The sequence below is a fragment of the Fibrobacter sp. genome, assembly GCA_017503015.1.
Classification (GTDB): Bacteria; Fibrobacterota; Fibrobacteria; order Fibrobacterales; family Fibrobacteraceae; genus Fibrobacter.
This window is the reverse complement of sequence record JAFVTX010000003.1, coordinates 14,287-34,516: the sequence shown is the minus strand read 5'-3', so window position 1 is coordinate 34,516 and position 20,230 is coordinate 14,287. Positions and strand designations below refer to the sequence as shown.

At 51.8% G+C, this 20,230-nt stretch carries 18 protein-coding genes and 1 pseudogene; 14 read left to right on the top strand and 5 right to left on the bottom strand.

What is annotated here, in order from left to right; translation table 11 throughout:
- The 3 genes and pseudogenes from tilS to IKB43_01050 form a co-directional block, all read right to left on the bottom strand.
- Positions 1-1,437: pseudogene (gene tilS, locus IKB43_01060) on the bottom strand (tRNA lysidine(34) synthetase TilS).
- The gene (locus IKB43_01055; GenBank protein MBR2468735.1) at positions 1,434-2,495 is read right to left on the bottom strand and encodes a hypothetical protein; all 1,062 of its coding nucleotides are present in this window, start codon (positions 2,493-2,495) and stop codon (positions 1,434-1,436) included. The pseudogene tilS and the gene IKB43_01055 overlap by 4 nt, the downstream one beginning before the upstream one ends.
- A gap of 276 nt (positions 2,496-2,771) precedes the next feature.
- Positions 2,772-3,101: a helix-turn-helix transcriptional regulator gene (locus IKB43_01050; protein ID MBR2468734.1), complete on the bottom strand. Its 330-nt coding sequence runs from the start codon at positions 3,099-3,101 to the stop codon at positions 2,772-2,774.
- Positions 3,102-3,229: 128 nt separating this feature from the next.
- Here IKB43_01050 and IKB43_01045 point away from each other — a divergent pair, with 128 nt between their 5' ends.
- From IKB43_01045 to ruvX, 11 genes are all read left to right on the top strand, one after another.
- Positions 3,230-3,991, top strand: coding sequence for a Nif3-like dinuclear metal center hexameric protein (locus tag IKB43_01045; protein MBR2468733.1), 762 nt, complete (start codon positions 3,230-3,232; stop codon positions 3,989-3,991).
- Positions 3,992-4,043: 52 nt separating this feature from the next.
- Positions 4,044-4,718 carry a hypothetical protein gene (locus IKB43_01040; GenBank protein MBR2468732.1) on the top strand — a complete coding sequence of 225 codons (675 nt, stop codon included), beginning with the start codon at positions 4,044-4,046 and terminating at the stop codon, positions 4,716-4,718.
- Between the two features lie 150 nt (positions 4,719-4,868).
- The gene (locus tag IKB43_01035; GenBank protein MBR2468731.1) at positions 4,869-5,474 is read left to right on the top strand and encodes a PadR family transcriptional regulator; all 606 of its coding nucleotides are present in this window, start codon (positions 4,869-4,871) and stop codon (positions 5,472-5,474) included.
- Between the two features lie 168 nt (positions 5,475-5,642).
- The gene (locus IKB43_01030) at positions 5,643-8,153 is read left to right on the top strand and encodes a glycosyl transferase (protein ID MBR2468730.1); all 2,511 of its coding nucleotides are present in this window, start codon (positions 5,643-5,645) and stop codon (positions 8,151-8,153) included.
- Between the two features lie 146 nt (positions 8,154-8,299).
- Positions 8,300-9,097, top strand: coding sequence for a hypothetical protein (locus tag IKB43_01025; protein MBR2468729.1), 798 nt, complete (start codon positions 8,300-8,302; stop codon positions 9,095-9,097).
- A 73-nt stretch (positions 9,098-9,170) separates the two neighbouring features.
- The gene (locus tag IKB43_01020) at positions 9,171-9,647 is read left to right on the top strand and encodes a hypothetical protein (GenBank protein ID MBR2468728.1); all 477 of its coding nucleotides are present in this window, start codon (positions 9,171-9,173) and stop codon (positions 9,645-9,647) included.
- Positions 9,648-9,652: 5 nt separating this feature from the next.
- Positions 9,653-10,729: a TIGR04133 family radical SAM/SPASM protein gene (locus IKB43_01015; GenBank protein MBR2468727.1), complete on the top strand. Its 1,077-nt coding sequence runs from the start codon at positions 9,653-9,655 to the stop codon at positions 10,727-10,729.
- Between the two features lie 238 nt (positions 10,730-10,967).
- On the top strand, positions 10,968-11,453 hold the full coding sequence (gene rplU / locus IKB43_01010) for a 50S ribosomal protein L21 (GenBank protein ID MBR2468726.1): 486 nt from the start codon (positions 10,968-10,970) through the stop codon (positions 11,451-11,453).
- Between the two features lie 3 nt (positions 11,454-11,456).
- The gene (rpmA, locus tag IKB43_01005; GenBank protein MBR2468725.1) at positions 11,457-11,717 is read left to right on the top strand and encodes a 50S ribosomal protein L27; all 261 of its coding nucleotides are present in this window, start codon (positions 11,457-11,459) and stop codon (positions 11,715-11,717) included.
- 170 nt (positions 11,718-11,887) lie between these two features.
- Positions 11,888-14,188 carry a hypothetical protein gene (locus IKB43_01000; protein MBR2468724.1) on the top strand — a complete coding sequence of 767 codons (2,301 nt, stop codon included), beginning with the start codon at positions 11,888-11,890 and terminating at the stop codon, positions 14,186-14,188.
- Positions 14,189-14,202: 14 nt separating this feature from the next.
- A complete protein-coding gene (gene ruvX / locus IKB43_00995) occupies positions 14,203-14,619 on the top strand; it encodes a Holliday junction resolvase RuvX (GenBank protein ID MBR2468723.1) in 417 nt (138 codons plus the stop codon).
- A gap of 6 nt (positions 14,620-14,625) precedes the next feature.
- On the opposite strand, the gene guaA is transcribed toward ruvX, so the two are convergent.
- Entirely contained in the window at positions 14,626-16,461 is a 1,836-nt protein-coding gene (gene guaA / locus IKB43_00990; GenBank protein ID MBR2468722.1) for a glutamine-hydrolyzing GMP synthase, read from the bottom strand.
- Between the two features lie 88 nt (positions 16,462-16,549).
- Between guaA and IKB43_00985 the strand changes: the two genes are divergently transcribed.
- A complete protein-coding gene (locus IKB43_00985) occupies positions 16,550-17,554 on the top strand; it encodes a hypothetical protein (GenBank protein MBR2468721.1) in 1,005 nt (334 codons plus the stop codon).
- Between the two features lie 18 nt (positions 17,555-17,572).
- Here the strand turns inward: IKB43_00985 and IKB43_00980 are convergent, their stop codons facing one another.
- Positions 17,573-18,478, bottom strand: a complete 906-nt coding sequence (locus IKB43_00980) for a geranylgeranylglycerol-phosphate geranylgeranyltransferase (GenBank protein MBR2468720.1) — start codon at positions 18,476-18,478, stop codon at positions 17,573-17,575.
- 240 nt (positions 18,479-18,718) lie between these two features.
- Between IKB43_00980 and IKB43_00975 the strand changes: the two genes are divergently transcribed.
- Complete coding sequence (locus IKB43_00975) at positions 18,719-18,994, top strand: hypothetical protein (GenBank protein MBR2468719.1); 276 nt, start codon at positions 18,719-18,721, stop codon at positions 18,992-18,994.
- Positions 18,984-20,216, top strand: coding sequence for a ribosome small subunit-dependent GTPase A (gene rsgA, locus IKB43_00970; protein MBR2468718.1), 1,233 nt, complete (start codon positions 18,984-18,986; stop codon positions 20,214-20,216). Before IKB43_00975 ends, rsgA begins: the two co-directional genes overlap by 11 nt.
- Positions 20,217-20,230 lie beyond the last annotated feature (14 nt).

Here is a 20,230-nt window from a genome sequence, read left to right as displayed (position 1 = left end):
GCGAGGGCGCTGCGCTGTTCGTTTGCCTTGGCGATTTCTTCGGGGCTCATCTGGTAGGCCCCTTCGATGATGATGCCGTCGGGGGTCTTCTGGAGCGTAAGTTCCGTAATCACCTTGGTGGAATCTCCCATCATGGCGAGAAATTCCGTGCGGGTCATGTCCTGTTCGCTGCTTTTCCCTGTGAGGGGGAACATCACGAACAGCATCAAAAGCATCACAAGGACGATGATAAAATTGCGATTCTTGAAAGGGGAGGTGGGCTTCTTGGGTTGGCTCATTATAATCCTTTATTTTTCTTTCCGCAAGATACAAAAATCTCGGCTTCTTCGGGGCTGTCAAATTCGCAAATTCGGACTGACTGGCCGATTTTTACGATGGCGCGCCTGCGGTAAACGGCGTGGTGGGGGATTTTGACGCAGGCAGGCTCTTTCGGATCGTAAAAGAACCCGATAGGAAAGCGCAGGCCCTTCTCCGAAAGCCACAGCCGAAACATTTCGGAAAGGTCAGTGTTCTCGTGGGCTAGCAGCACCTTGCGGAACTTCTTTTTGTCCAGAATGATTGAGACATGAGGAATGTCATCCTCGCGCAGGCATGTCCCGAATAGCCCCTCGCACACCTCCATCACCTTCCCGTACGCCCTGTCCGCAAGGGCGGCAATCCGGCAAAGTTGAGCCGTCGCACCGGGGCATTCGCGCTCCAGCCGAGGCAACATCTCGTGCCGAATCCTGTTCCGTGCAAAATTCACGTCGGCGTTGCTCTCGTCTTCCACCCATTCAAGGTTGTTTCGCGGGCGTAGGCGAGAAGCTCTTCGCGGGTGACAGAAAGGAAAGGACGGAATAGGCGCGAGGTGGGGGAGGTTTCCCCCTGATTGCAGCCCGTTGCACGGTCTTCCATCACCCCCTCTAGCGGGGCTTCAGACGCCAGCCCCGCAACGCCCTGGCTATTGCTAAGAATGCGAAATTCCTGGATTCCCCGGAGTCCCGAAAGGGTCGTTCCGCGATGGAGTCGCATGTACATGGTTTCCGCCTGGTCGCCTGCATGGTGCGCTGTCACGATGACGTCCTTATTGTCATCCCCGCGCAGGCGGGAATCTTCTGTCTCGTTGAATATTTCTTCCAGCGCCTTGTACCTGGCGTCTCGTGCGTTTTCTTCCAGCGAGCCTTCGGCACTTTTTAGGGCTTCGCCATCCAACTTTTTTAAGAAAAATGGAACGTTATACTTGCGGGCGAAAGACTCCACAAATGCAGCATCCCTGTCGGCAGTTCCGACCCGCAGCCCGTGATGCACATGGGCAATCCCTAGCCATTCAATGCCAAAAGCCTCTTTATTGCAAATAAAATAATGCGCTAGGCAAATCGAATCTAGACCGCCCGAAACTGCAAGCAGCAGGCGTTTGAATCCATGACGGCGAATATTTTGCGTTAAATCAAAACTCAATTAAATAGGTTCTCTAGGCAGGAGTCAAATTCTTCTTGATTGCCTTTTGTGTAAGCTGAGACATATCCATCAAAATCATCTATTTCAAGATAGGGAAGATATTCTTCGGAACAGTATTTTGACGATTTAACAGGGGTGCGTTCAGATGTTAAAATGCATTCTTTTTTGTCTGTTGACAAGGCTATTTTTGTAGATATTGTTTCGTGGTTGTTTATAACTTTGGTAGCTATTTCGTCAATAGATATGATTCCCTTGTCATGAATGTTTATTAAAGTCTTTGCTCCAGAGGAATCTATGGTGATACCATTTTCTGCATATTTTGTGGATCGTTCTGCAGAATTCAGGTCCTCGAAATATCCTAGATCAACATGTGTAATTTTTCCGATAATTTCGAATATATTTTTGTCCTTTGATTGGTTGATGGAGTGAATATTGTAAATGGTATCCGATGTAATAATTATTTTGAAATTATGTGGGCAATCAGATGTTCCACTGTTTAAACTAAGATAACACAGATATTCCCATTCTCCGTTGATAGTATTGTTTTGACCATAATATGTTTCTCTGAGTTGCAAGTCTTCGTAATTTCCGGCAAGTATTTTATGTAGTTTTATTAGAGACATTGTAAGAGTATCTTTTGAAATGTCGTAAAAATAGGCGTAATCGGACATATCGGGATTGGTTGAAAAAGTTCCATTCCGATAAGTGCATCTTGGTTCAGTTGTAAAGTAAAAAGGTTTTCCTTCAAATTTGTCAAATATTGGAATTTGTTTTATGACGAGTTCATCATCGTTGAAGTTGTAAGTTGGCTCGTTGTTTGCTGATGATGAAGATTCTATTTCGCTGACAGAAGAACTTGTTTCTTGGATACTTGAAGAAGAGCTTTGTTCTTTTTTGTTTTCCGACGACGAACTCCCAATTTTATCGTCTGAGGACGAATCAATAGAATTATCTTCAGATGAAGATAAAATATCGTTATCCGTTGCTGACGAAGAATTGCTATCACCGCAAGCGATGAATAATGCAGTTAAGGTTGCAAGAATAAAAAAATTTTTCATAAAAAAATCCATGTGATGTGACTTTCCAATGTAAATATAAGAATTTATATTTACCCCTTAAGGAGGCTTCTATGGCTAAAAACAGAGCGAAAGCGGCGGGCAAGGTTGCCGATGCCGCAACAGAAAGCGCAAGAATGCGAGCGCTACGCATAGACGGCTCCCAGAACGGAGCCACGTTACGGACCAGGGTGGTCCGCGACAAGACAAAGTACAACCGGAACTTGAAGCACAAGAAGTCCCTCGCCGACGCGGGGGATTTTCCTTTTCGTTTCGTTACTAGGCCCTTTTTTTCTTGGTCTGTTCGATATAGGCTTTTATTTTGGTCCGTTCGGCGGCAATCCGCAGGGGCTTTGCCGTCGGTTCAAAATGCTTGCCCAGTTCTGCCCAAAAATCTTCAGGTTCCCACTTGAGGACATTGAGCACATTGTACAGATCAAAGGAATTCGGGGTCTTTTCGCCCCGCTCCCATTTCCCTAGGGTAACCCGGCTGATGCCCGCTTCCTGGGCGACGAGGTCCTGGGAGTGGCCATGCTTTTCCCGGCCTTTTCTCAGCAAATAGGCGATACTTTCGTCGAAAGATCTTTCTATTTCGTTTTTCCTCTTCATCCGCAAATGTGATTTCTAGGAATTTACGGCCACTTTCGGTGATAACAAATGGTTACATTTTTCGGAAAAATCTCGTTTTTTCGCATTTTTTGTTATATATTCAGTAGAGACTGCTATTAGAGGCTTTTATGGAATTGAAGGATTTTTCGTGTTGGCTAGACCGTTTGCTCACTCCGGCGGCGTTCAAGGATTACTGCGTTGACGGACTTTGTGTAGAGGCTTCTGACAAGGTGACCAAGGTGGTAACAGGCGTTTCTTTTCGCGACCGCCTGATTGAGCGCGCCATCGAAGAGGGTGCGGATGCAATCATCGTCCATCACCCAAATGGCTTCTGGAACGGGGATTCCAAGATTCCGGTAGGTCATTTCGGCAGGCGTATTCACCAGCTTATGCAGCACGGGATTTCCCTCTACGGTTTTCACCTGCCTCTGGACGGCCACCCCGAAATCGGGAACAACGCCCTGATTGCCAAGGCCTTGGGACTTAATGTGGTGGAAGGCTTCATGCAAGAAGGTGAAAAATGCGTGGGCCAGGTGGGGGAGTGGGGCACGCCTGTTTCCAAGGAGCGTTTTCTGGAAATTGCCGCCCAGGCGTTTCCTGCAGGCGTCCAGAACAGCTTCATGTTCGGCTCCGACAAGATCCGCCGTGTGGCCATCTGCAGCGGGAGCGGCGCTTCTGGCCTAGAAGAGGCCATGGCCCTGGGCTGCGATGCATTTGTGACCGGCGAAATCAAGGAAAACGTGCCTATTGCGGTAGAAGAGGCTGGTTTTAACCTCATTGCCTGCGGCCACCACCGGACCGAGGTCTTCGGAGTTCGGGCCCTGGCTCAAAAAATTACGGCTGATTTGGGGATTCCGGCGGTATTTGTGGATATTGACAATCCCATATAGACGAATTTGTCAGGATTTATATATATTGATTTAAGTTAGAGAGGGGTTTGTTATGAAGTTGTTGAAAATCGCCTTGGCCTGTTCCTGCTTAGTCCTGTTCTGGGCTTGCTCCCAGAGCGTTTCCAGCCCAGACAAGGGTTCCCGCGGTGATGATGATCTTTCGAATATTCCCGGGTTTAACCAGACTGGAGACAAGGAATCAGCGAAAGGCAGCTCGGCTAATGTAGGTTCAGAAAGTAGCAGTTCCACGGGCGGTGGCACAAGTTCAGAATCCTTCGATTTTCCTGATGATGGCTGGGGAGATGATTGGTTTAGTGATTTTGGGGGCGGTTCCGGAGACCTGTCGTCGGGTTCCACGGGCATGGATGTGACCAGGTATGTGCCAGACCAGAAAATGGATTGTACATTCTCGTTAGATGACGATGAATGGCATTTTGAAACAGTTGAAGCGGATTCTTCAGTTGATGTAACTATCAAATTCAAGGACAACGGTGACCTGTGGTTTAGTATTGCTACTGAAGGTAAAGCCCAAAGCGAAGAGGAATGTATGCAAACAGCTGCCTTACTCACCGTTTTTGGAACCATGGCGGCGGCTTCAGACGAAACGGATATGACCATGTTTGCCACATGCGAAGGGGATATGCTCAATATGACGGCGCAAGGAACAGCCGACGAAAAGTACACTCCTGAACAGAAAAGTGAGATGTACAGCAAAATGTGCAATTAAATCTGTCCTTTCAACCTTGTAAACTAATATTTTCGCAAAATCAGGGTCTTTTTTTACAATTCTCTGTACCTTTGTGCTTTTTTTTGTATATATTCCAAGTTGGAATAATCACACGTGCGAATAATATCGCGCTAAAACGAAGGAATTTTGATGAACCGTTATGACCTGGTGCTTTTGGGCTTGATTGATGAAAAGGAACGCAGCGGATATGACATCATTACGGAGATTCGGGTCCGCGAGCTGGACCGCTGGGCAAAGATCAGCACCTCTACGGTCTATAACCGCTTGACCACCCTGCAAAAGAATGGAAGTATCCTTGGCCGTGCCGAAAAAGACGGCAATCGCCCCGAACGCGTGATGTACAGCATTACCGAGAAGGGGAAGGAAACCCTCCGCAAGGAGGTCCTCAAGCATCTGACCGGGTTCAACGACGACCCGAGGACGCTTGGTTTTGCCTTCCTCTACGGTGCCGAGAACAAGGAACTTATCCGCACCCTGGAGGCCCACGAGCGCCGCCTGGTGCAGGAAATCGAGAATCTCGAGAAGATGATCGCCGAAGAACCCAGGCCCACCCTTTACCCCGAAGGTCCCTTCCTCAACTGCATGAGCCGGGACCACATTCTGGTGGAACTCAAGTACGTGCGTGCCGCTATCGGCATTTTGCGGGACCCCATCCGCAATAAGAAGCTGGACGGCTACTTCTACATCAACTTCGGTAACCGGGATTTTGAGAATTTCAACCAGAAGAAAGATTAGGATTTAGGATCTAGGGGCTAGGATCTAGTTTTTTAACCCCTCGGCTGTTTGAGAACATTTTACTAAAAACTATATTTGTCATGAAAAAATTTGTGGTTTATGGCTGGTGTCTCTAGCCCCTAGCCTCTAACCCCTAACCTCTATTAACCCCCCTCTCACGGAGATACAATGGCTACAAAACAGAAGAAGAGTGTCAAGAAGGTCGCCTCCAAGGCCCCGGCCGCCAAGTACGGCTACTTCGATGACGCCAAGAAAGAATACGTGCTCACCACCCCGGCAACCCCGATTAAGTGGTGTAACTACGTCGGTACTTTGAACTTCGGCGGTATCGTGGATACCACCGGCGGTACCCTGGTTTGCAAGGGCGACCCCGCCCTGAACCGTATCACCAAGTACATCGCCCAGATGCCCTGCTCTGACTTCAAGGCTAGCACCATCTATATCCGTGTGAAGAACGCCAAGGGTTACACCGTGTTCTCCCCGTTTGTGGTCCCGACCCTCACCAAGATGAAGAAGTGGGAATGTCACGTGGGTCTTTCTTACATGCGCTGGATTGCCGAATGCGAAGGCCTCCGTACGCAAGTGACGATTTTCGTTCCGACCGGCTCCAACACTCTCCTCCAGGACATCCAGGTCACCAACCTCGACAAGACCGCCAAGGAAGTGGACATTATCCCGGTTTATGAATTCAGCCATTTCGAAGCTGAAAAGCAGCTCACCAACGCCGACTGGGTTCCCCAGACCATGACCCTCAAGGGCCACTGGGAAAAGGACGGCCACGTGGTGCTGGAACAGTACGCCTACATGAAGCGCGATTTTGCCGTGAACTATGTGACCGCTAACTGCAAGGTCGGTAGCTTCGATGGCGACCGCCGCGTGTTCCTCGGCGCAAACGAAATGGGTTCCTGGGCAGCTCCGCTCAGCCTCGCCAACAAAGAACTTTCCAACAGCGAATGCGACCGTGGCGACAACATTGCCGCTCTCATGATCCACGCTGGCAAGATTGCCGCAGGCAAGACCTTCCGCACCTGCACCCAGCTCGGTCAGGAACAGAGCCTGAAGGTTGCCGCCAAGGCCATCGCCAAGTACCGCGACCTGAAGAACGTGGACAAGGCTTTCGACGAACTGGCCAAGTTCTGGCAGAACTACCTTTCTACTATCCAGGTGCAGACTCCGGATGCAGCGTTCAACTCCATGGTGAACGTCCACAACCCCCGTCAGTGCCACACCACCAAGAACTGGAGCCGCTACCTGTCCCTGTACCAGCTGGGCTACGGCACCAGCCGCGGTATCGGTTACCGTGACTCCAGCCAGGACCTGATGGGCGTCATGAGCCACATGCCGGAAGAAGCTCTCCAGCTCGCTTTGAACCTGCTCTCTGTGCAGCGCCCCGAAGGTAACGCCATGCACCAGTACGCTCCGCTTGCCCTCGAAGAAGACAACGGCAACGAAGCAAACGCCGGCGACTCCCGCGAAAAGAAGGGCGTCCTCGACGAAAAGGGCCAGCCGGCTTACGCTGACTGGTACGGCGATGACCACCTCTGGATCGTGCTCACGATTGCAAACTACCTCAAGGAAACCGGCAAGATGGATCTTCTCAAGAAAGAAGTTCCGTTCTACGAAGCTGGCAAGAAGCGCGCCCAGCGTGAAAAGGGCACTGTCCTTGAACACCTGAAGCGCTCCCTCAACTTTACCCGCACTCACTTGGGCAAGCACGGCCTTCCGCTCCTTGGCTTTGCTGACTGGAACGACTGCATGAACCTGCCTCTCGGTGCAGAATCTTCTTTCAACACCGGCCTCTACGCCAAGGCATTGCTCGAGATGATGGACATCTGCGAAGCTCTCGGCGACAAGAAGTCCGTGGAAATGTACAAGAAGTGGTACGAAGACGTGAAGGCCGCTTTCAACAAGAGCGCCTGGGACGGCAAGTGGTGGGTCCGCTGGTTCGACAAGCAGGGCAACGCCTACGGCACCAACAAGGCCAAGTACGGCAAGATTTACTGCAATAGCCAGTCCTGGTCCGTGATTTCCGGTATCGCTACCGGCGACCGCGCCGTGATGGGCATGGACAGCCTGAACAAGCTCCTCAACACCGCCAACGGCGTGAAGAGCTCTACTCCGGGCTACCGCGGCTTCGACCCCAACGTGGGTGGCATCTCCACTTATCCTCCTGGAGCCAAGGAAAACGGCGGTATCTTCCTCCACACCAACCCGTGGGTGATGATTGCCGAAACGATTCTAGGCCGTGGCGACAAGGCCTTCCAGTATTACAGCCAAATTAACCCGGCTGCCAAGAACACCAAGCTCGACGAGTTCGAATCGGAACCTTATTGCTACCCGCAGAACATTCTCGGTGACGAACACAAGCAGTTCGGTATGGGCCGTAACGCATGGCTCTCCGGAACCAGCTCCTGGACCTACCAGGCTGCAACCCAGTTCATCATCGGTGTCCGCGCAAGCTTCAAGGGCCTGATTATCAACCCCTGCATCCCCTCCAAGTGGGACGGCTTCAAGGTGACCCGCAAGTTCCGTGGTGCAACCTACGAAATCGAAGTGAAGAACCCGAAGCACGTGTGCAAGGGTGTCGCCGAGATGATCGTCGATGGCAAGAAGATTGACGCCGACGTGGCACCTATCTTTACGAAGGGTGTTCATAAAGTAGTAGTTACTTTGGGTTAATCCTGCGGTGTCATCCCCGCGCAGGCGGGGATCTCCTAGAAACTTTCAAGTCCGCTTCTCACGAGGCGGGCTTTTTGTGATATGGGTTTCCTTTTTTTCTGAAAGGTGCTTTTAGAACGGTAAAAAATGTATATTACTGACAGGGAATGGGCGAAAAGGAGCAGATGATGTTCTACAAATACTGGAAAGTCTTTTTGCTTGCCCTGACCAGTTTTTTCTGGGCCGGTTGTGACGATTCTTCGTCAGAAGCTGAGTGCCTTTATGGGCCTCCACCGGAATACCAGAGCAGCAACTCCGATAAAGTCGAGTCTTCCGCTACAATAAGCGACAATGGCGACACGGATGAATCTTCCAGTAGTTCTAGCAGCGGCAGAGCGCCTGTCAACTGCTACACCACGTCTGTAAAAGATACCGCCGGCTCCTCTTATAGTATTTTTGAATGCGACAACGGGAAAAAATACCTCAAGGATTTTGTCGTGTACTCGGAGGGCTTAAAAGACAGAATCCCGAAGGACATTCTATGGAGCGAACCGCGAGAGGGAATCGAGGGCGACAATTGCAATTTCAACGCAGCGCCGCTTTGTGTCGATAAAATTGATTCCCAGGGACGGCAGTATGGCGGCTGCTACCCGACTATCGAGTGTCCCTACAAACCTGATACGACAACAATCAACTGCTATGCCACATCGGTAAAAAACAAGGACGACGTAGAGATTGACATTGTTGAATGCGATGACGGTCACAAATGGACCCGGGAACAGGCACCATTCTCTATATGTGCAACAAACCCGATTTCTATACCGGAAGATGTCACTGTTGGCTTCCCGGAACCAGGCGGAAAGAATGCTAAAAACTGTAAGCTTGGCCCAGACACCTGTGCAGAGACCGATTGTGGCTCCAAGAAGCAATACTGCGCCCCGACCATCGACTGTCCACACAAATAGGAACGTGCGTCGTTGATGGGTTTATCAAAAAATTGTATTTTGCTGGATAGGCTTGGGTAGTGAAGGAGCGAAAATGTTCTACCGGCATTGGAAAAAGATTGCACTTGCACTGACCGGATTCTTCTGGGCAGGCTGTGGCGATTCTACATCAGACCACGACTCGTCATTTGACAAGAAAGAAGATGTGGGGATGTCTGTTGAGGATTCCGTAGGCATGGTAGTCGCTCTTTATGGTGCTCCTGCTGATTTTAAGTCTATAACCTTATGTTTTAATGACATGGCGAAAAACGAAGCAGGCAAGGAATTCAAGATTATCGACTGCACCGATGGAAACAGGTACTTGAGAGATCCTTCCGATGCCACGGGGGAGGGGGTGGTGCTCCCAGAAGGTGTGGAAGCCCTGGCTCCTGAGGCGGGTTCCGACAAGGCCAAGAACTGCGAGTCGGCCCAGGAAGTTTGCATAGAACGCAATCCCAACCTTGACCCTGACCCATTGGCCGGGTGTTTTCCCACCATAAACTGCCCTGAAAAGCCGACGGAAGATGAATAGTTTCCATGCATCTTTGTTTTAAGAAAAAACTCGCCCTCGAAGCCTATCGTCTTTACCGTCATAACGAAATTAAGGCGCACCCGCTGACCTATTTCTTTTGGGAATGTACGCTGCGCTGTAACCTGCACTGTCTGCATTGCGGTAGCGACTGCGTGAAGGATGCCATCCCGGACATGCCCCGCGAAGATTTTTTGGGGGCTCTGGACAAGCTTACCCCACACATAGACCCGAAACATTTTATTGTGGTGATTACCGGCGGCGAGCCCCTGATGCGCCCTGACCTTGAAGAATGCGGGCAAGAAATCAAGAAGCGGGGCTATCCCTGGGGCATGGTCAGTAACGGCCTTGCCATGACGCCAGAGCGTTACAAGGGACTTTTGAACGCCGGGCTCCGCTCGCTTACCATTAGCCTCGACGGCCTCCGGGAAAGCCACAACCATTTCCGCGGCGCTCCCACCAGCTTTGACAACGCGCTCCGGGCCATCGACATGGCCGCTCACACCCAAGGGCTCACTTTCGACGTGATGACCTGCGTGAACCGGGAGAACCTGAAGGAACTGCCGAAGATTCTCGAAATTCTCCTGAAAATCGGCGTGAAGCGCTGGCGTATTGCGACGGTGTTCCCCAAGGGCCGCGCCAAGGACAACCCGCTGTTCCAGTTGACCAACCAAGAATTCCGGCAAGTCTTTGACTTTATCCGGGAGGTGAAGTCCCTGAAGGTCATCAATGTGAACTACGGCTGCGAAGGGTTCCTCGGGAGCTACGAGAAAGAAGCCCGAAATTACCCTTTCTTCTGCCGCGCCGGTGTGAACGTCAGTTCCGTGCTCTGCGACGGGAGCATTTCGGCATGCCCGAGCCTCCGCGGCGACTACATCCAGGGGAACATCTACAAGGACGATATCTGGGACGTGTGGCAGAACCGCTACCAGGTGATGCGGGACCGCCGCTGGGCAAAGATTGGCGACTGCAAGACCTGCAAGTACTGGCGCTACTGCGAAGGCTCCAGCCTGCATTTACGTGATGAAAAGACCAAAGAACTGGCTTATTGCCATGTGAAACGACTGGAAGACGCCGGAGCGTAATCGGGGGTGTTAGGGGGTGTCCCCTTAGGAGAGGGGGTAGCGGCCCTTCGGCGGGCTCAGGGACCTTTGTCACGGAGCCAACGAAGGAGAGCGAGGGGGAGACTTCCCCCCTTGGTTCGGGGTGAAAAATGCCCGATTTTAATCCAAAAATCGCCGTTTTTAACCCTTTATCCCTTTACGATTTAGCCGTTTTATGCTAAATTTGGGACTCCAATAGCAACCCAAAAAGGATTACAAAATGTATTCTATTGTTGAAACAGGTGGTTTCCAGTATAAAGTCGAGCTGGGCAAGGCCTACAAGGTCCCCACTCTTGACGCCGCTGTTGGTTCCGAACTGGAGCTCAAGTCCGTTCTTCTTTTCGCAGGAAAAGAAGTGCAAATCGGCACCCCTGTCCTGAACGACGCCTCCGTGAAGGTGGAAGTCCTTGCCCACGGCAAGTATGACACCGTCATCGTTTTCAAGAAGAAGCGTCGCACCCGTTACGAACGCCGTAACGGTCATCGTCAGGGCTATACCGAGGTGCTGGTCACGGAACTTCGCTCCGGCGCAGAATCCGCAAAGGTCGATCCCAAGGTGATTGAACGCAACCGCGCTCGCGTGGCCGCGCTCGCCAAGCAGAAGGAGCAGAACAAGCCCCTTACTCGCAAGGAAAAGATTGCCCAGGGTATCGCAAAGCCCGCCAAGGTCAAGAAGAACTCTCTGCGCAAGGCTAAGGAGGCTTAATCCATGGCACATAAGAAAGGTCAAGGTTCAGTACGTAACGGCCGCGACAGTAACGCCAAGTATCTTGGTGTTAAGAAGTACGCGGGCGAAACCGTCAAGGCTGGCAACATCATCGTTCGTCAGCGCGGTTCTCACTTCCACAGTGGCGTGAACGTGGGCATGGGCAAGGATTTCACCTTGTTCTCCCTGGTTGACGGCAAGGTGAAGTTCGAACGCCTCGATGCAAAGCGTCAGAAGGTTTCTGTCTACCCCGAAGAAGCCTAATTCGATTTTGTTTCGATTTGAACGGTCGCTCTTGTAGCGGCCGTTTTTATTTTGTGGCGGACCGTAGGTTTGTCCTGGAATAGGGCTTTTTTCTATATTGTAACCAGATGATGTTTTGCGGTCTGAAAGACCTGTGTCGTAGGCCCCTGTTTTGGCCGGCTGTGCTCACCATGTGGGCGGCTTTTTTTGCCGTTTCCTTGACGGCCTGTTCCGACGACGATAGTACTATCGAGTTCCTGTTCGATAGGGAAGCCTCGGATGTGAGCGTGCTCCGGTCCTGTGCTACCGAAGGCGATACCTCTGCCTGTTACCGCATTAGGCTCCGTTACCCCATTGAAACCGAAAACTTGGCCCGCATCTACATGTGGGTGGACACTACCGTTTTGGACGACACTTCCAAGGCGGTTTCTTCGGACCAGGTTTCGAAGGCGACGGCCAGTTTCGACTACCCTCAAGGGACCAAGGCTCTTTACGACACTATTGACGTAACGGAGTACGTGAAGGATTTCCGGGATACCTATGACAGCCTTCAGGTGGCTTTTTATTGCGAATACGATGACAATGACGATCCGGGAGCTGTACAGCGGGTGTTCATTCATTTTGGCGATGACATGCCGCCGTCTCGGGTGAGCCTCTACGATTCCGTATGGACCACAGGCGCCCTGATTGAGTGGTATAGGCCTACGGACCAGACGGATTTTTACAAGCCCATGGAACTCTCTGGCCCCATTGTGGGCTACAACATTGTCCTTTATTCTCCGGACAAGAACGAGGACCTGCGCAATGTCAAGATCAGCCTCTATGCGCCCAATGGTCAGGATATGACGGGAGGCGTACTTTACAAGCGTCACGCCAGAATCCGTGCCAACAATGATTCTGTCTGGGTGGACGGAGTTAGCCACGATAATAACGTGAAGAACTATTTGCGCTTTGTGGTGTTGGATGGTAAAGGATTCGACTTCGATACAGATAGCCTGAACCGTTTCCGTGTGGTGTTTGAAGGCCTGAAGGCGCAGTCCAAATATAATATCGGGCTCTCGTCTTGGGATTCTAGCGGAAATTCCTCCGGTAACGAGGGTGTGGCCACGGTAGAATCTTATCAACTGTTCATGACTACCGATTCCATTGCGCCCTTGATGCCTACAAAGCTCTACGTGCTGGAAGATACCCTGTTCCCGGGAATGGCTCGGCTCGACAGCAACAACCGCCTGCGGATTTTCTGGAATCGAAGCCTTGATCCAACGAATAAGAACCATGGGATTATTGCGGATACGGTTTTGTGGATTCCCGATACCTGTGGATTTGGAATTTGCTTTGATACGGTCGCTTCATACGTAGTCGACTATTACGACACGGCTTCAAAGGAATGGATAACCTACGATAACGTGGGTGGAGAAGGCCGTTATTCCATCTTGTACACAAGAAGCGCCGATACCATGAAGGTTGCCTCTACCGGTTCCTTTGTGACGGACACTATTCGTTGGGTTTCTCCTGGGGATACCTTGATTCTAAGGATTCGTTCCAAGGATAAGTCGGGATATTACTCCGTAGCATTGATTGATACTATTGCGGTGTCTCCAGGGAGCCTTGCCAAACAGGTGACTTGCCCAGACGGGTTCCTGCCGGTGTCTGTTTCTAAAGATACGGTTTTCTGTATGGAAAGGTTTGAACACCAGGATGATTCCGGCAAGTTCGTGAGCAATGTGCTGTACTCCGAAGCCCTGGCAGCCTGCGAAGCGATTACGGCCAGCGGATTCAAGGTGAGTCTCTGTAATGAACGAGATTGGGAACGGGTCTGTCTTTCTGGCGGCACGCTTTCTTACGGGGTGCTTCAAGAAGATGAAATCGATGCTACGGAATACCTGTTCAGTTATTGTAACGTGGCGACCAATGATTCTGCTAGTGCAAACGACATAACTTTACGCAACCCGCGTTGTGTGAACCCTATGGGCATTAGGGATTTCCCGGGACAACTCCAGGAATGGGCAAAGGGCCGTTCCGAAGATTCAGCTGCCGTGGTGAAGGGTGGAAGTTATAAAGTGTTCAACGGTTTGGAAAGGGAAGAAATTGCTTATTGCACGAACCGGTCGTTCCCTTATTTTACCCGTCTGGAATATGTGAAGGATTCTGTTTTCTTGTATCGTGAAGGCGCCAAGGTAGATACGGTTTATGCGGCTGATACCACGAGAACTCTTTACAAGCTTTTGCGGACCAAGGATTTTAAGGATTCCTTGCAGTTCTTCAAGGTTCAGGACACGACAGGTGCGGTTATCGGTACAGATTACGCCCTCTATTCCGAATACAAGAACGGCGGGGATAAATGGCTCGAGACCATCAGTAACGGCCTCAAGTACGTGCCGGACCATATCGAAGTGGTGTTCTTGACGGGCAAGACCACGGCCTATCGTGGAGCTTCTGCTTATTACAAGTCTCCCGTTATCGGTTTCCGCTGTTGCGCCTATCCGGAGTAATTGTGGGGCTTGCCGTGAATTACCTGTCCATTGATTACGGTGAACATCGTGTAGGGATTGCCTTTGGGGATTCCGAGATTCGCATGGCGTTCCCGCGCGAGACGATAGACTGCAAGACCACAAATCTCTTTGAACGTTTGGACCAGCTTGTAAAGCAGAACAAGGTGGACGAGTTTGTAGTGGGCATGCCCTACCACCCCGATGGCCGCAAGGACGGCAAGAACGTGGTGGTGGAGGCTTTTATCAAGGACTTGGAACTGCGGTTTCCTGGCATGAAAATCCATACACAGGATGAATCATATTCTAGTGTGCAGGCCCAGGAACAGACTGCTCACTGGAGCGTTAAAAAGAAAAAGGCCAACAAGGCGGTCATAGACTGTGCCGCTGCTGCCATTATTTTGCAACGCTGGTTCGACGAAGGCCTAGCCTAGAATAAATCATTCCCACTCAATGGTTCCAGGGGGCTTGTGGGTCACGTCGTACCACAGCGAGCCTGCACCTTCTGCTTCGAACTTGCGCCAGAGTCCGGCCAGCATTCCCTGGTCGATTTCGGCGAAGTTTGCGGTCATGGCTTCGGTGGAGTTCACCGGGCGCATCACGATGCAGGGCTTGCCCGCCGTGCGGAGCGGGACTAGTACGACCGGCATCTGCCAGATTTTTTCGTACAGGTCGTTTGCCTGCAGAAATTCAGTGCAGATGTTGTCGAACTTGCGGAGCGTATCAAAGTTCTCACGGGTGGCGAACTGTTCCACAAGCTTCGGGTCTTCATCGGCCACGCTGCCAATCTGGTAGATGACGCGGTTGATGGCCTTGAAACGGTTGGCAAGTTCGGTGGAGAACTTTTCGCAATCCTTCCAGCTAAGGCCGGTCGTGGTGATGAGGAACGGCTGCGCGTAAGTACGGCCGTCGCCCTGCACGCCCACGCTCTTGATGGGGAGCAGGCGGCCCGCAATGTTGTTCGCCTTCAGGTAGTCGGCGAGGGACTGACCGGCGGTATCCTTCACGTCTTCAAACTTCACCATATCGTCGGTGAGCTTGCCTTCGCTGCAGAGCAGGCGAACGCCGAGGCCCGGACCCGGGAATGGGTGACGCCACACGAGGTTGTGCGGAATGCCGAGTTCTTCGCCGAGGGCACGGACTTCGTCCTTGTACAGGTCGGCGAGTGGTTCCAAGACGAGGCCCTTTTCCATGAGGTCCAAAACTTCCTGCACGCGGTTGTGGTGCGTTTTGATCTTGTCGGCGTTCTTGGTGCCGCCGCTTTCGATGGTGTCGGGGTAGATGGTGCCCTGCGCCATCATCCACTGGTTAGGATCGAGGTTGAGCTTCGCCATTTCCTCGTCCTTCACCGTCAAGAATTCCTTACCGATGATGCCGCGCTTGGTTTCCGGCGCAGTCACGCCCTTGAGCTTCGCGAGGAAGTGTTCGCTGGCGTCGCGGACCTTGAGGTTGTTCATTCCCTCGGCCTTCAAGAATTCCATAATCTTCTGGGATTCGCCAAGGCGCATCATGCCGTTGTCCACGTGCAGACCCAAGACCTTTTCCGGTCCGAGCACGCGGTTCAGGAGCACGAATGCCACGGTGGAGTCCACGCCGCCACTCACGAGCAGGAAAACCTTGCGGTCCTTGACCTGTTCCTTGATGCGTTCCGTGATGAGCGGCAAGTAGCTCTTCATGTTCCAGGTCTTCTTTGCGCCCGTGAAGTCCACGAAGTTCTCGAGCAACTTCATGCCGAACTTGCTGTGCGTGACTTCGGGGTGGAACTGGATGCCGAAAATCTGGCGTTCGGGCTTGTCGCTATCGAAAGCGACGGCGGCGATTTCGCAGTCCTTGGTGCTGGCCACAATCCTGTAGCCCTCGGGGAGCTTCGTCACCTGGTCGCCGTGGCTCATCCACATGGGGCTAGCCTTCGGGAGGCCCTTCAGAATCGGGCAGTTTTCGTCGCCCACAATCAGGTCGGCGATGCCGTATTCCTTGACCTTGCCCGGTTCCACGTGCCCGCCCAACTGCTGGGCGATGAGCTGGTGACCGTAGCAGATGCCGAGTTTGGGCACCGGGAGGTTCAGAATTTCAGGATTGTATTCCGGGGCGTCGGCCGCGTACACGCTACTGGGGCCGCCACTGTAGATGATTCCCTTCACGCCTTCGAGCTCACTGACGGGAGCGGCGGGGGAGTGGATTTCGGTAAACACGCCCAGGCGGCGCACGCGGTTAGCAATCAGGTGGGCGTACTGCCCGCCAAAGTCCAAAACTGCAATAGTATCGACGTTTTTCATAAATAGGTTTTAGGTTACAGGTTTTAGGTTGTAGGCCTGTAGGTCCGTTCTTTCAAATAAAATTTAGAAAATATATATTTAGGTCATTATGAGATTAGCTTACTTTGCTCCCCTTGCTTTTGCGGTGGCTGCCCTGGCAGCCGATGAAGGAAATAATCCTGCTTCTGACACCCTGTTTGTTCGGGTGGACTCCGAACCCATCGCGGCAGAGAATGCCCCTGTGGCCGATTCCTCTGCCCTTGTTGCTCAAACAGCCCCAGTTCAGGATACTGTTTTGCAGGACACTGCCGATGCGGTTCCCGATACGGCAAAGGTTGAAGTGGCTCCTGTTGCAAAGGAAGAAGCTGCGCCTGTGGATACGGCTCAGACTCGTCCGCAATTACAGGTTTCTATAGGCTCACTTTTGGCGGCACAAGCCCAAAAGACCGATGCAAAGGAAGCTCGCGAAAGGAACAGTTTTTTCTTGACTTTTGGACTGGGACTTCGCTATGCCGACTTGTCCTTCAAGGAATACGTTCGGACCAAGGACCCTAATCAGGACGGTGTCTGGATTATCGGTGACAAGGGAAATTCTATCCGCAAGGAATATTCCGGATATGGTCCGGATATTTCGATGAAGCTTGGAACCCTTGTGTCCAACAGGTTGGCCCTCTTTTTCAATGCGTCCCTTTCTGCCGTATCTTCGGGGGATTTCAAGGTGAGGCGTTACAGCAACGGTCGCCAGATTATCCGTGCTGATTACGAAATGGATGCACTCCGTTTTACACTGGGTGCGGGAACGAACTTTTTCCTTTCTACTGACACCAACAGTGTCATACACGGGGTCTTTGTAGGTGCAGGTGTGGGAATCGTATTTGAAGCTGCCGGAACTGACACGGAATACGATTACTATGACAGCTATGAGGAAGATTTTGAAATTGCCGAAACCGGTATGGTTATGTCTGTTGAATTTGGCAAGCTATGGAGAGTTGCTCCTCAATGGAGTGTTGGAATTTCTGCCAACGCTACCATGGATGGTTTGTTCTTTAACGGAGGTGCTGCTACATCCAAGTCTTGGACAGCGGGCCTGAACTTTGTGGTCGTCCGTTATTGATAAACGGTTTGTCATAACCTAGAAACTGCAGACAAGTAGGGCCACCAGGCCTGCGAACATGGCGACCTTTACAAGTTTTTGAGCCCGCCGATAGTTCTTCTTGTGAGCAAAAATTAGAATGGCGGCAAAAGTCGGTGTGAGAACGGCTGCCGTAATAATAAGGAACAAGGTTGGATAGAAACCTTGCACCACAGGAAGCGGGAGCAGTGCCCAGCAAAAAATGCAGATGAAGCCTGCGAGGCGCCTTGCGGTAGGGGCGCCTGCAATCAGCGGGAAAGTCATGATGCCAGCCTTCAGGTCTCCAATCTCGTCTTCCAGGTCTTTGTAGATTTCCCGCGCCGTCGTCAGCAGAAAGGCGAACATCATGGCGGGGTACAGAAAACCGATTTTGTCGGCAGGCGTCCACATCAGGTCTTCGGTTTCCGGGATTCCGGTTGGGTAGAAAAGGCACAGGATTAAGGGAGTCGCGCACAGGAGGGCAACGGTCATGTTCTTGAGCAGCGGGATGTGCTTGAGTTTTTTGTTGTAGGCGATGAGCAGCGTGTCTAGCAGCACAAAGAAGATGGCCGACGTGAATCCCGTCTTTGTAATAAGACTGTCTGCAAGGCCACAAAGAAGGGAGAGGACAAGAAGAACGATCCATACCTTTTGGGCGGCGGAGACTGAAATTTTTCCGTTTACAAGGGGACGCTCCGGACGGTTCAGTTTGTCTGTTTCCAGGTCCCAGATGTCATTCTGGATGTTGGCAAACCCGATGGCGAAGGCAAAGCCCAGGGCCTGTAAAATCAAGGTCAACCAGCTGATGTTCATTTCCTGTAGGGGCAATACTCCAAGCAGGTAGTAACCGATGGCAAGCGTCACCATGGCGATGACGACGTTTACCGGACGAATCATTTTGAAAAGGGCGAAGAGCATGGCGTAAATATAGTTATGAGTTGTGAGTTATGAGTTGTGAGTTATGAGTTGTGAGTGGTGAGTAGTGAGTAGTGAGTTATGAGTTATGAGCAATGTGCAATGTGGAACTTAGAAATTAGATAATCCCCCATACCTGGTTCCTCGCACCCCAAAGGCGCAAAGCGCCGACCTCATGCCTCAAAGCGAAGCGACCTCAAACCCCTAACCCCTAGCTCCTAGATCCTAGTCCCTATTTACTATCTTTACCCTATGCCTTTTTTTACCAAGAGCAACCTTGAAGACCTTCGGGCCGAAGCCGACCAGCTCTCCATTTGCGTAGAGCATTTTCTCTATGCCTCGGAGCGGGTGGTAGAAGGAGACTACAAGACCAAGGGCTTTTACGACAACTGCATCGAAAAGTGCAACGGACGGCTCAAGGCAATTCATTTTCTGATGGAGTCCATCCGACAGAATCGACCTGTAACCGAAGAGGAACTGGAAGAAACGCTCCCCGCTTTTCTAAATTCCAAGAAAGATGCTAAATAACGAATTCGATGACGAACCGGAGACGCTTCGGCGTGTAAGGCCCACCCGTCGGGACCACCGCAGCCGCCGTATCGACGTGATGCGGGAGATGGAGTCGGGCGTGGTAGATGAACGCCCCGTCAAGGAGCGTTTCAGTCGCGAATTCAAGAATCCCCGCATCAAGAAAATCAAGGACCCGCTGGAAAAGATTGACGAAAAGGACTGCGTCGAAGGCCTGGTAGTAGAAGTCCACCGCCGCACCTGCGAAGTCCGATTGAAGCCTTCGGCTTCAAATTCAGATTTCGGAATTCAGAATTCAGAATTATTAACTCCGAACTCCGAACTCCGAACTCCGAATTTAATTGTTACCGCCATGTACCGTGCCACCACCTCCAAGGCTTTAGGGGAATTCCCTGCCGTAGGGGACCGAGTGTTGCTTGGCCAGGTGAACGAAGACGAAGATACCGGCGAGGGGGTAGGCTCCCAAAAGTACTGCGTGGTGCGGGTGCTTCCGCGAAAGAGCGAACTCAAGCGTCCGGGCCCTCGGGACAGTTTCAGGCGTAAGCTCACCCTGGCGGCAAATATCGACCAGGTGGTGATTGTGGCCAGCGTGGCCCAACCGGAATTCAACTACGGCTTTATGGACCGATTCCTTTTGGCGGCAAACCTCAACAACCTGCCTTTTGTGCTGGTGCTGACCAAGATGGACCTGCTCCCCAATGGCGAGGCGGACTTGACCGACGATATCCGGGACTTCATGACCATCGTGGACAAGGTGATTCCGGTAAGCGTCAGGACCGGCGAAGGTCTGGACAGGTTACGCGAGGAGCTGCAAGGCAAGTCTTCGGTATTTAGCGGCCAGAGCGGTGTAGGTAAGTCTACGCTGGTGAACGCCCTGGTGCCTGGTGCTGAGCTGGAAACGGGGGCCGTTCGGGAACGGGACGGCAAGGGCCGGCATACCACCACCTCTTCGAGTCTGTTTGATTTTCCTGGCGGGGGCTACGTCATCGATACGCCGGGTATCCGGAGTATCGGCCTTTCTAATGGCGAAGACGATATGGACGGCGAGACTCTGGCTAAAATTTTTCCGGGATTTTTCGAAGGCGACCTTTTTACCTGCAAGTACAGCAACTGCCTGCACCTAAAGGAGCCTGGCTGTTCGGTGCGGGAGGCCGTAGAGTCGGGTAGGCTTTCCCGGGCACGTTACGCCAGTTATTTGAGAATCTTGAATTCGAGAAATTAGGGAGTGTGGGTTAG

Coding starts and splice junctions, on each gene's coding strand:
- IKB43_01055 (MBR2468735.1), bottom strand. CDS start 2,495: ATGAAAAATTTTTTTATTCTTGCAACCTTAACTGCATTATTCATCGCT.
- IKB43_01050 (MBR2468734.1), bottom strand. CDS start 3,101: ATGAAGAGGAAAAACGAAATAGAAAGATCTTTCGACGAAAGTATCGCC.
- IKB43_01045 (MBR2468733.1), top strand. CDS start 3,230: ATGGAATTGAAGGATTTTTCGTGTTGGCTAGACCGTTTGCTCACTCCG.
- IKB43_01040 (MBR2468732.1), top strand. CDS start 4,044: ATGAAGTTGTTGAAAATCGCCTTGGCCTGTTCCTGCTTAGTCCTGTTC.
- IKB43_01035 (MBR2468731.1), top strand. CDS start 4,869: ATGAACCGTTATGACCTGGTGCTTTTGGGCTTGATTGATGAAAAGGAA.
- IKB43_01030 (MBR2468730.1), top strand. CDS start 5,643: ATGGCTACAAAACAGAAGAAGAGTGTCAAGAAGGTCGCCTCCAAGGCC.
- IKB43_01025 (MBR2468729.1), top strand. CDS start 8,300: ATGGGCGAAAAGGAGCAGATGATGTTCTACAAATACTGGAAAGTCTTT.
- IKB43_01020 (MBR2468728.1), top strand. CDS start 9,171: ATGTTCTACCGGCATTGGAAAAAGATTGCACTTGCACTGACCGGATTC.
- IKB43_01015 (MBR2468727.1), top strand. CDS start 9,653: ATGCATCTTTGTTTTAAGAAAAAACTCGCCCTCGAAGCCTATCGTCTT.
- rplU (MBR2468726.1), top strand. CDS start 10,968: ATGTATTCTATTGTTGAAACAGGTGGTTTCCAGTATAAAGTCGAGCTG.
- rpmA (MBR2468725.1), top strand. CDS start 11,457: ATGGCACATAAGAAAGGTCAAGGTTCAGTACGTAACGGCCGCGACAGT.
- IKB43_01000 (MBR2468724.1), top strand. CDS start 11,888: ATGTGGGCGGCTTTTTTTGCCGTTTCCTTGACGGCCTGTTCCGACGAC.
- guaA (MBR2468722.1), bottom strand. CDS start 16,461: ATGAAAAACGTCGATACTATTGCAGTTTTGGACTTTGGCGGGCAGTAC.
- IKB43_00985 (MBR2468721.1), top strand. CDS start 16,550: ATGAGATTAGCTTACTTTGCTCCCCTTGCTTTTGCGGTGGCTGCCCTG.
- IKB43_00975 (MBR2468719.1), top strand. CDS start 18,719: ATGCCTTTTTTTACCAAGAGCAACCTTGAAGACCTTCGGGCCGAAGCC.
- rsgA (MBR2468718.1), top strand. CDS start 18,984: ATGCTAAATAACGAATTCGATGACGAACCGGAGACGCTTCGGCGTGTA.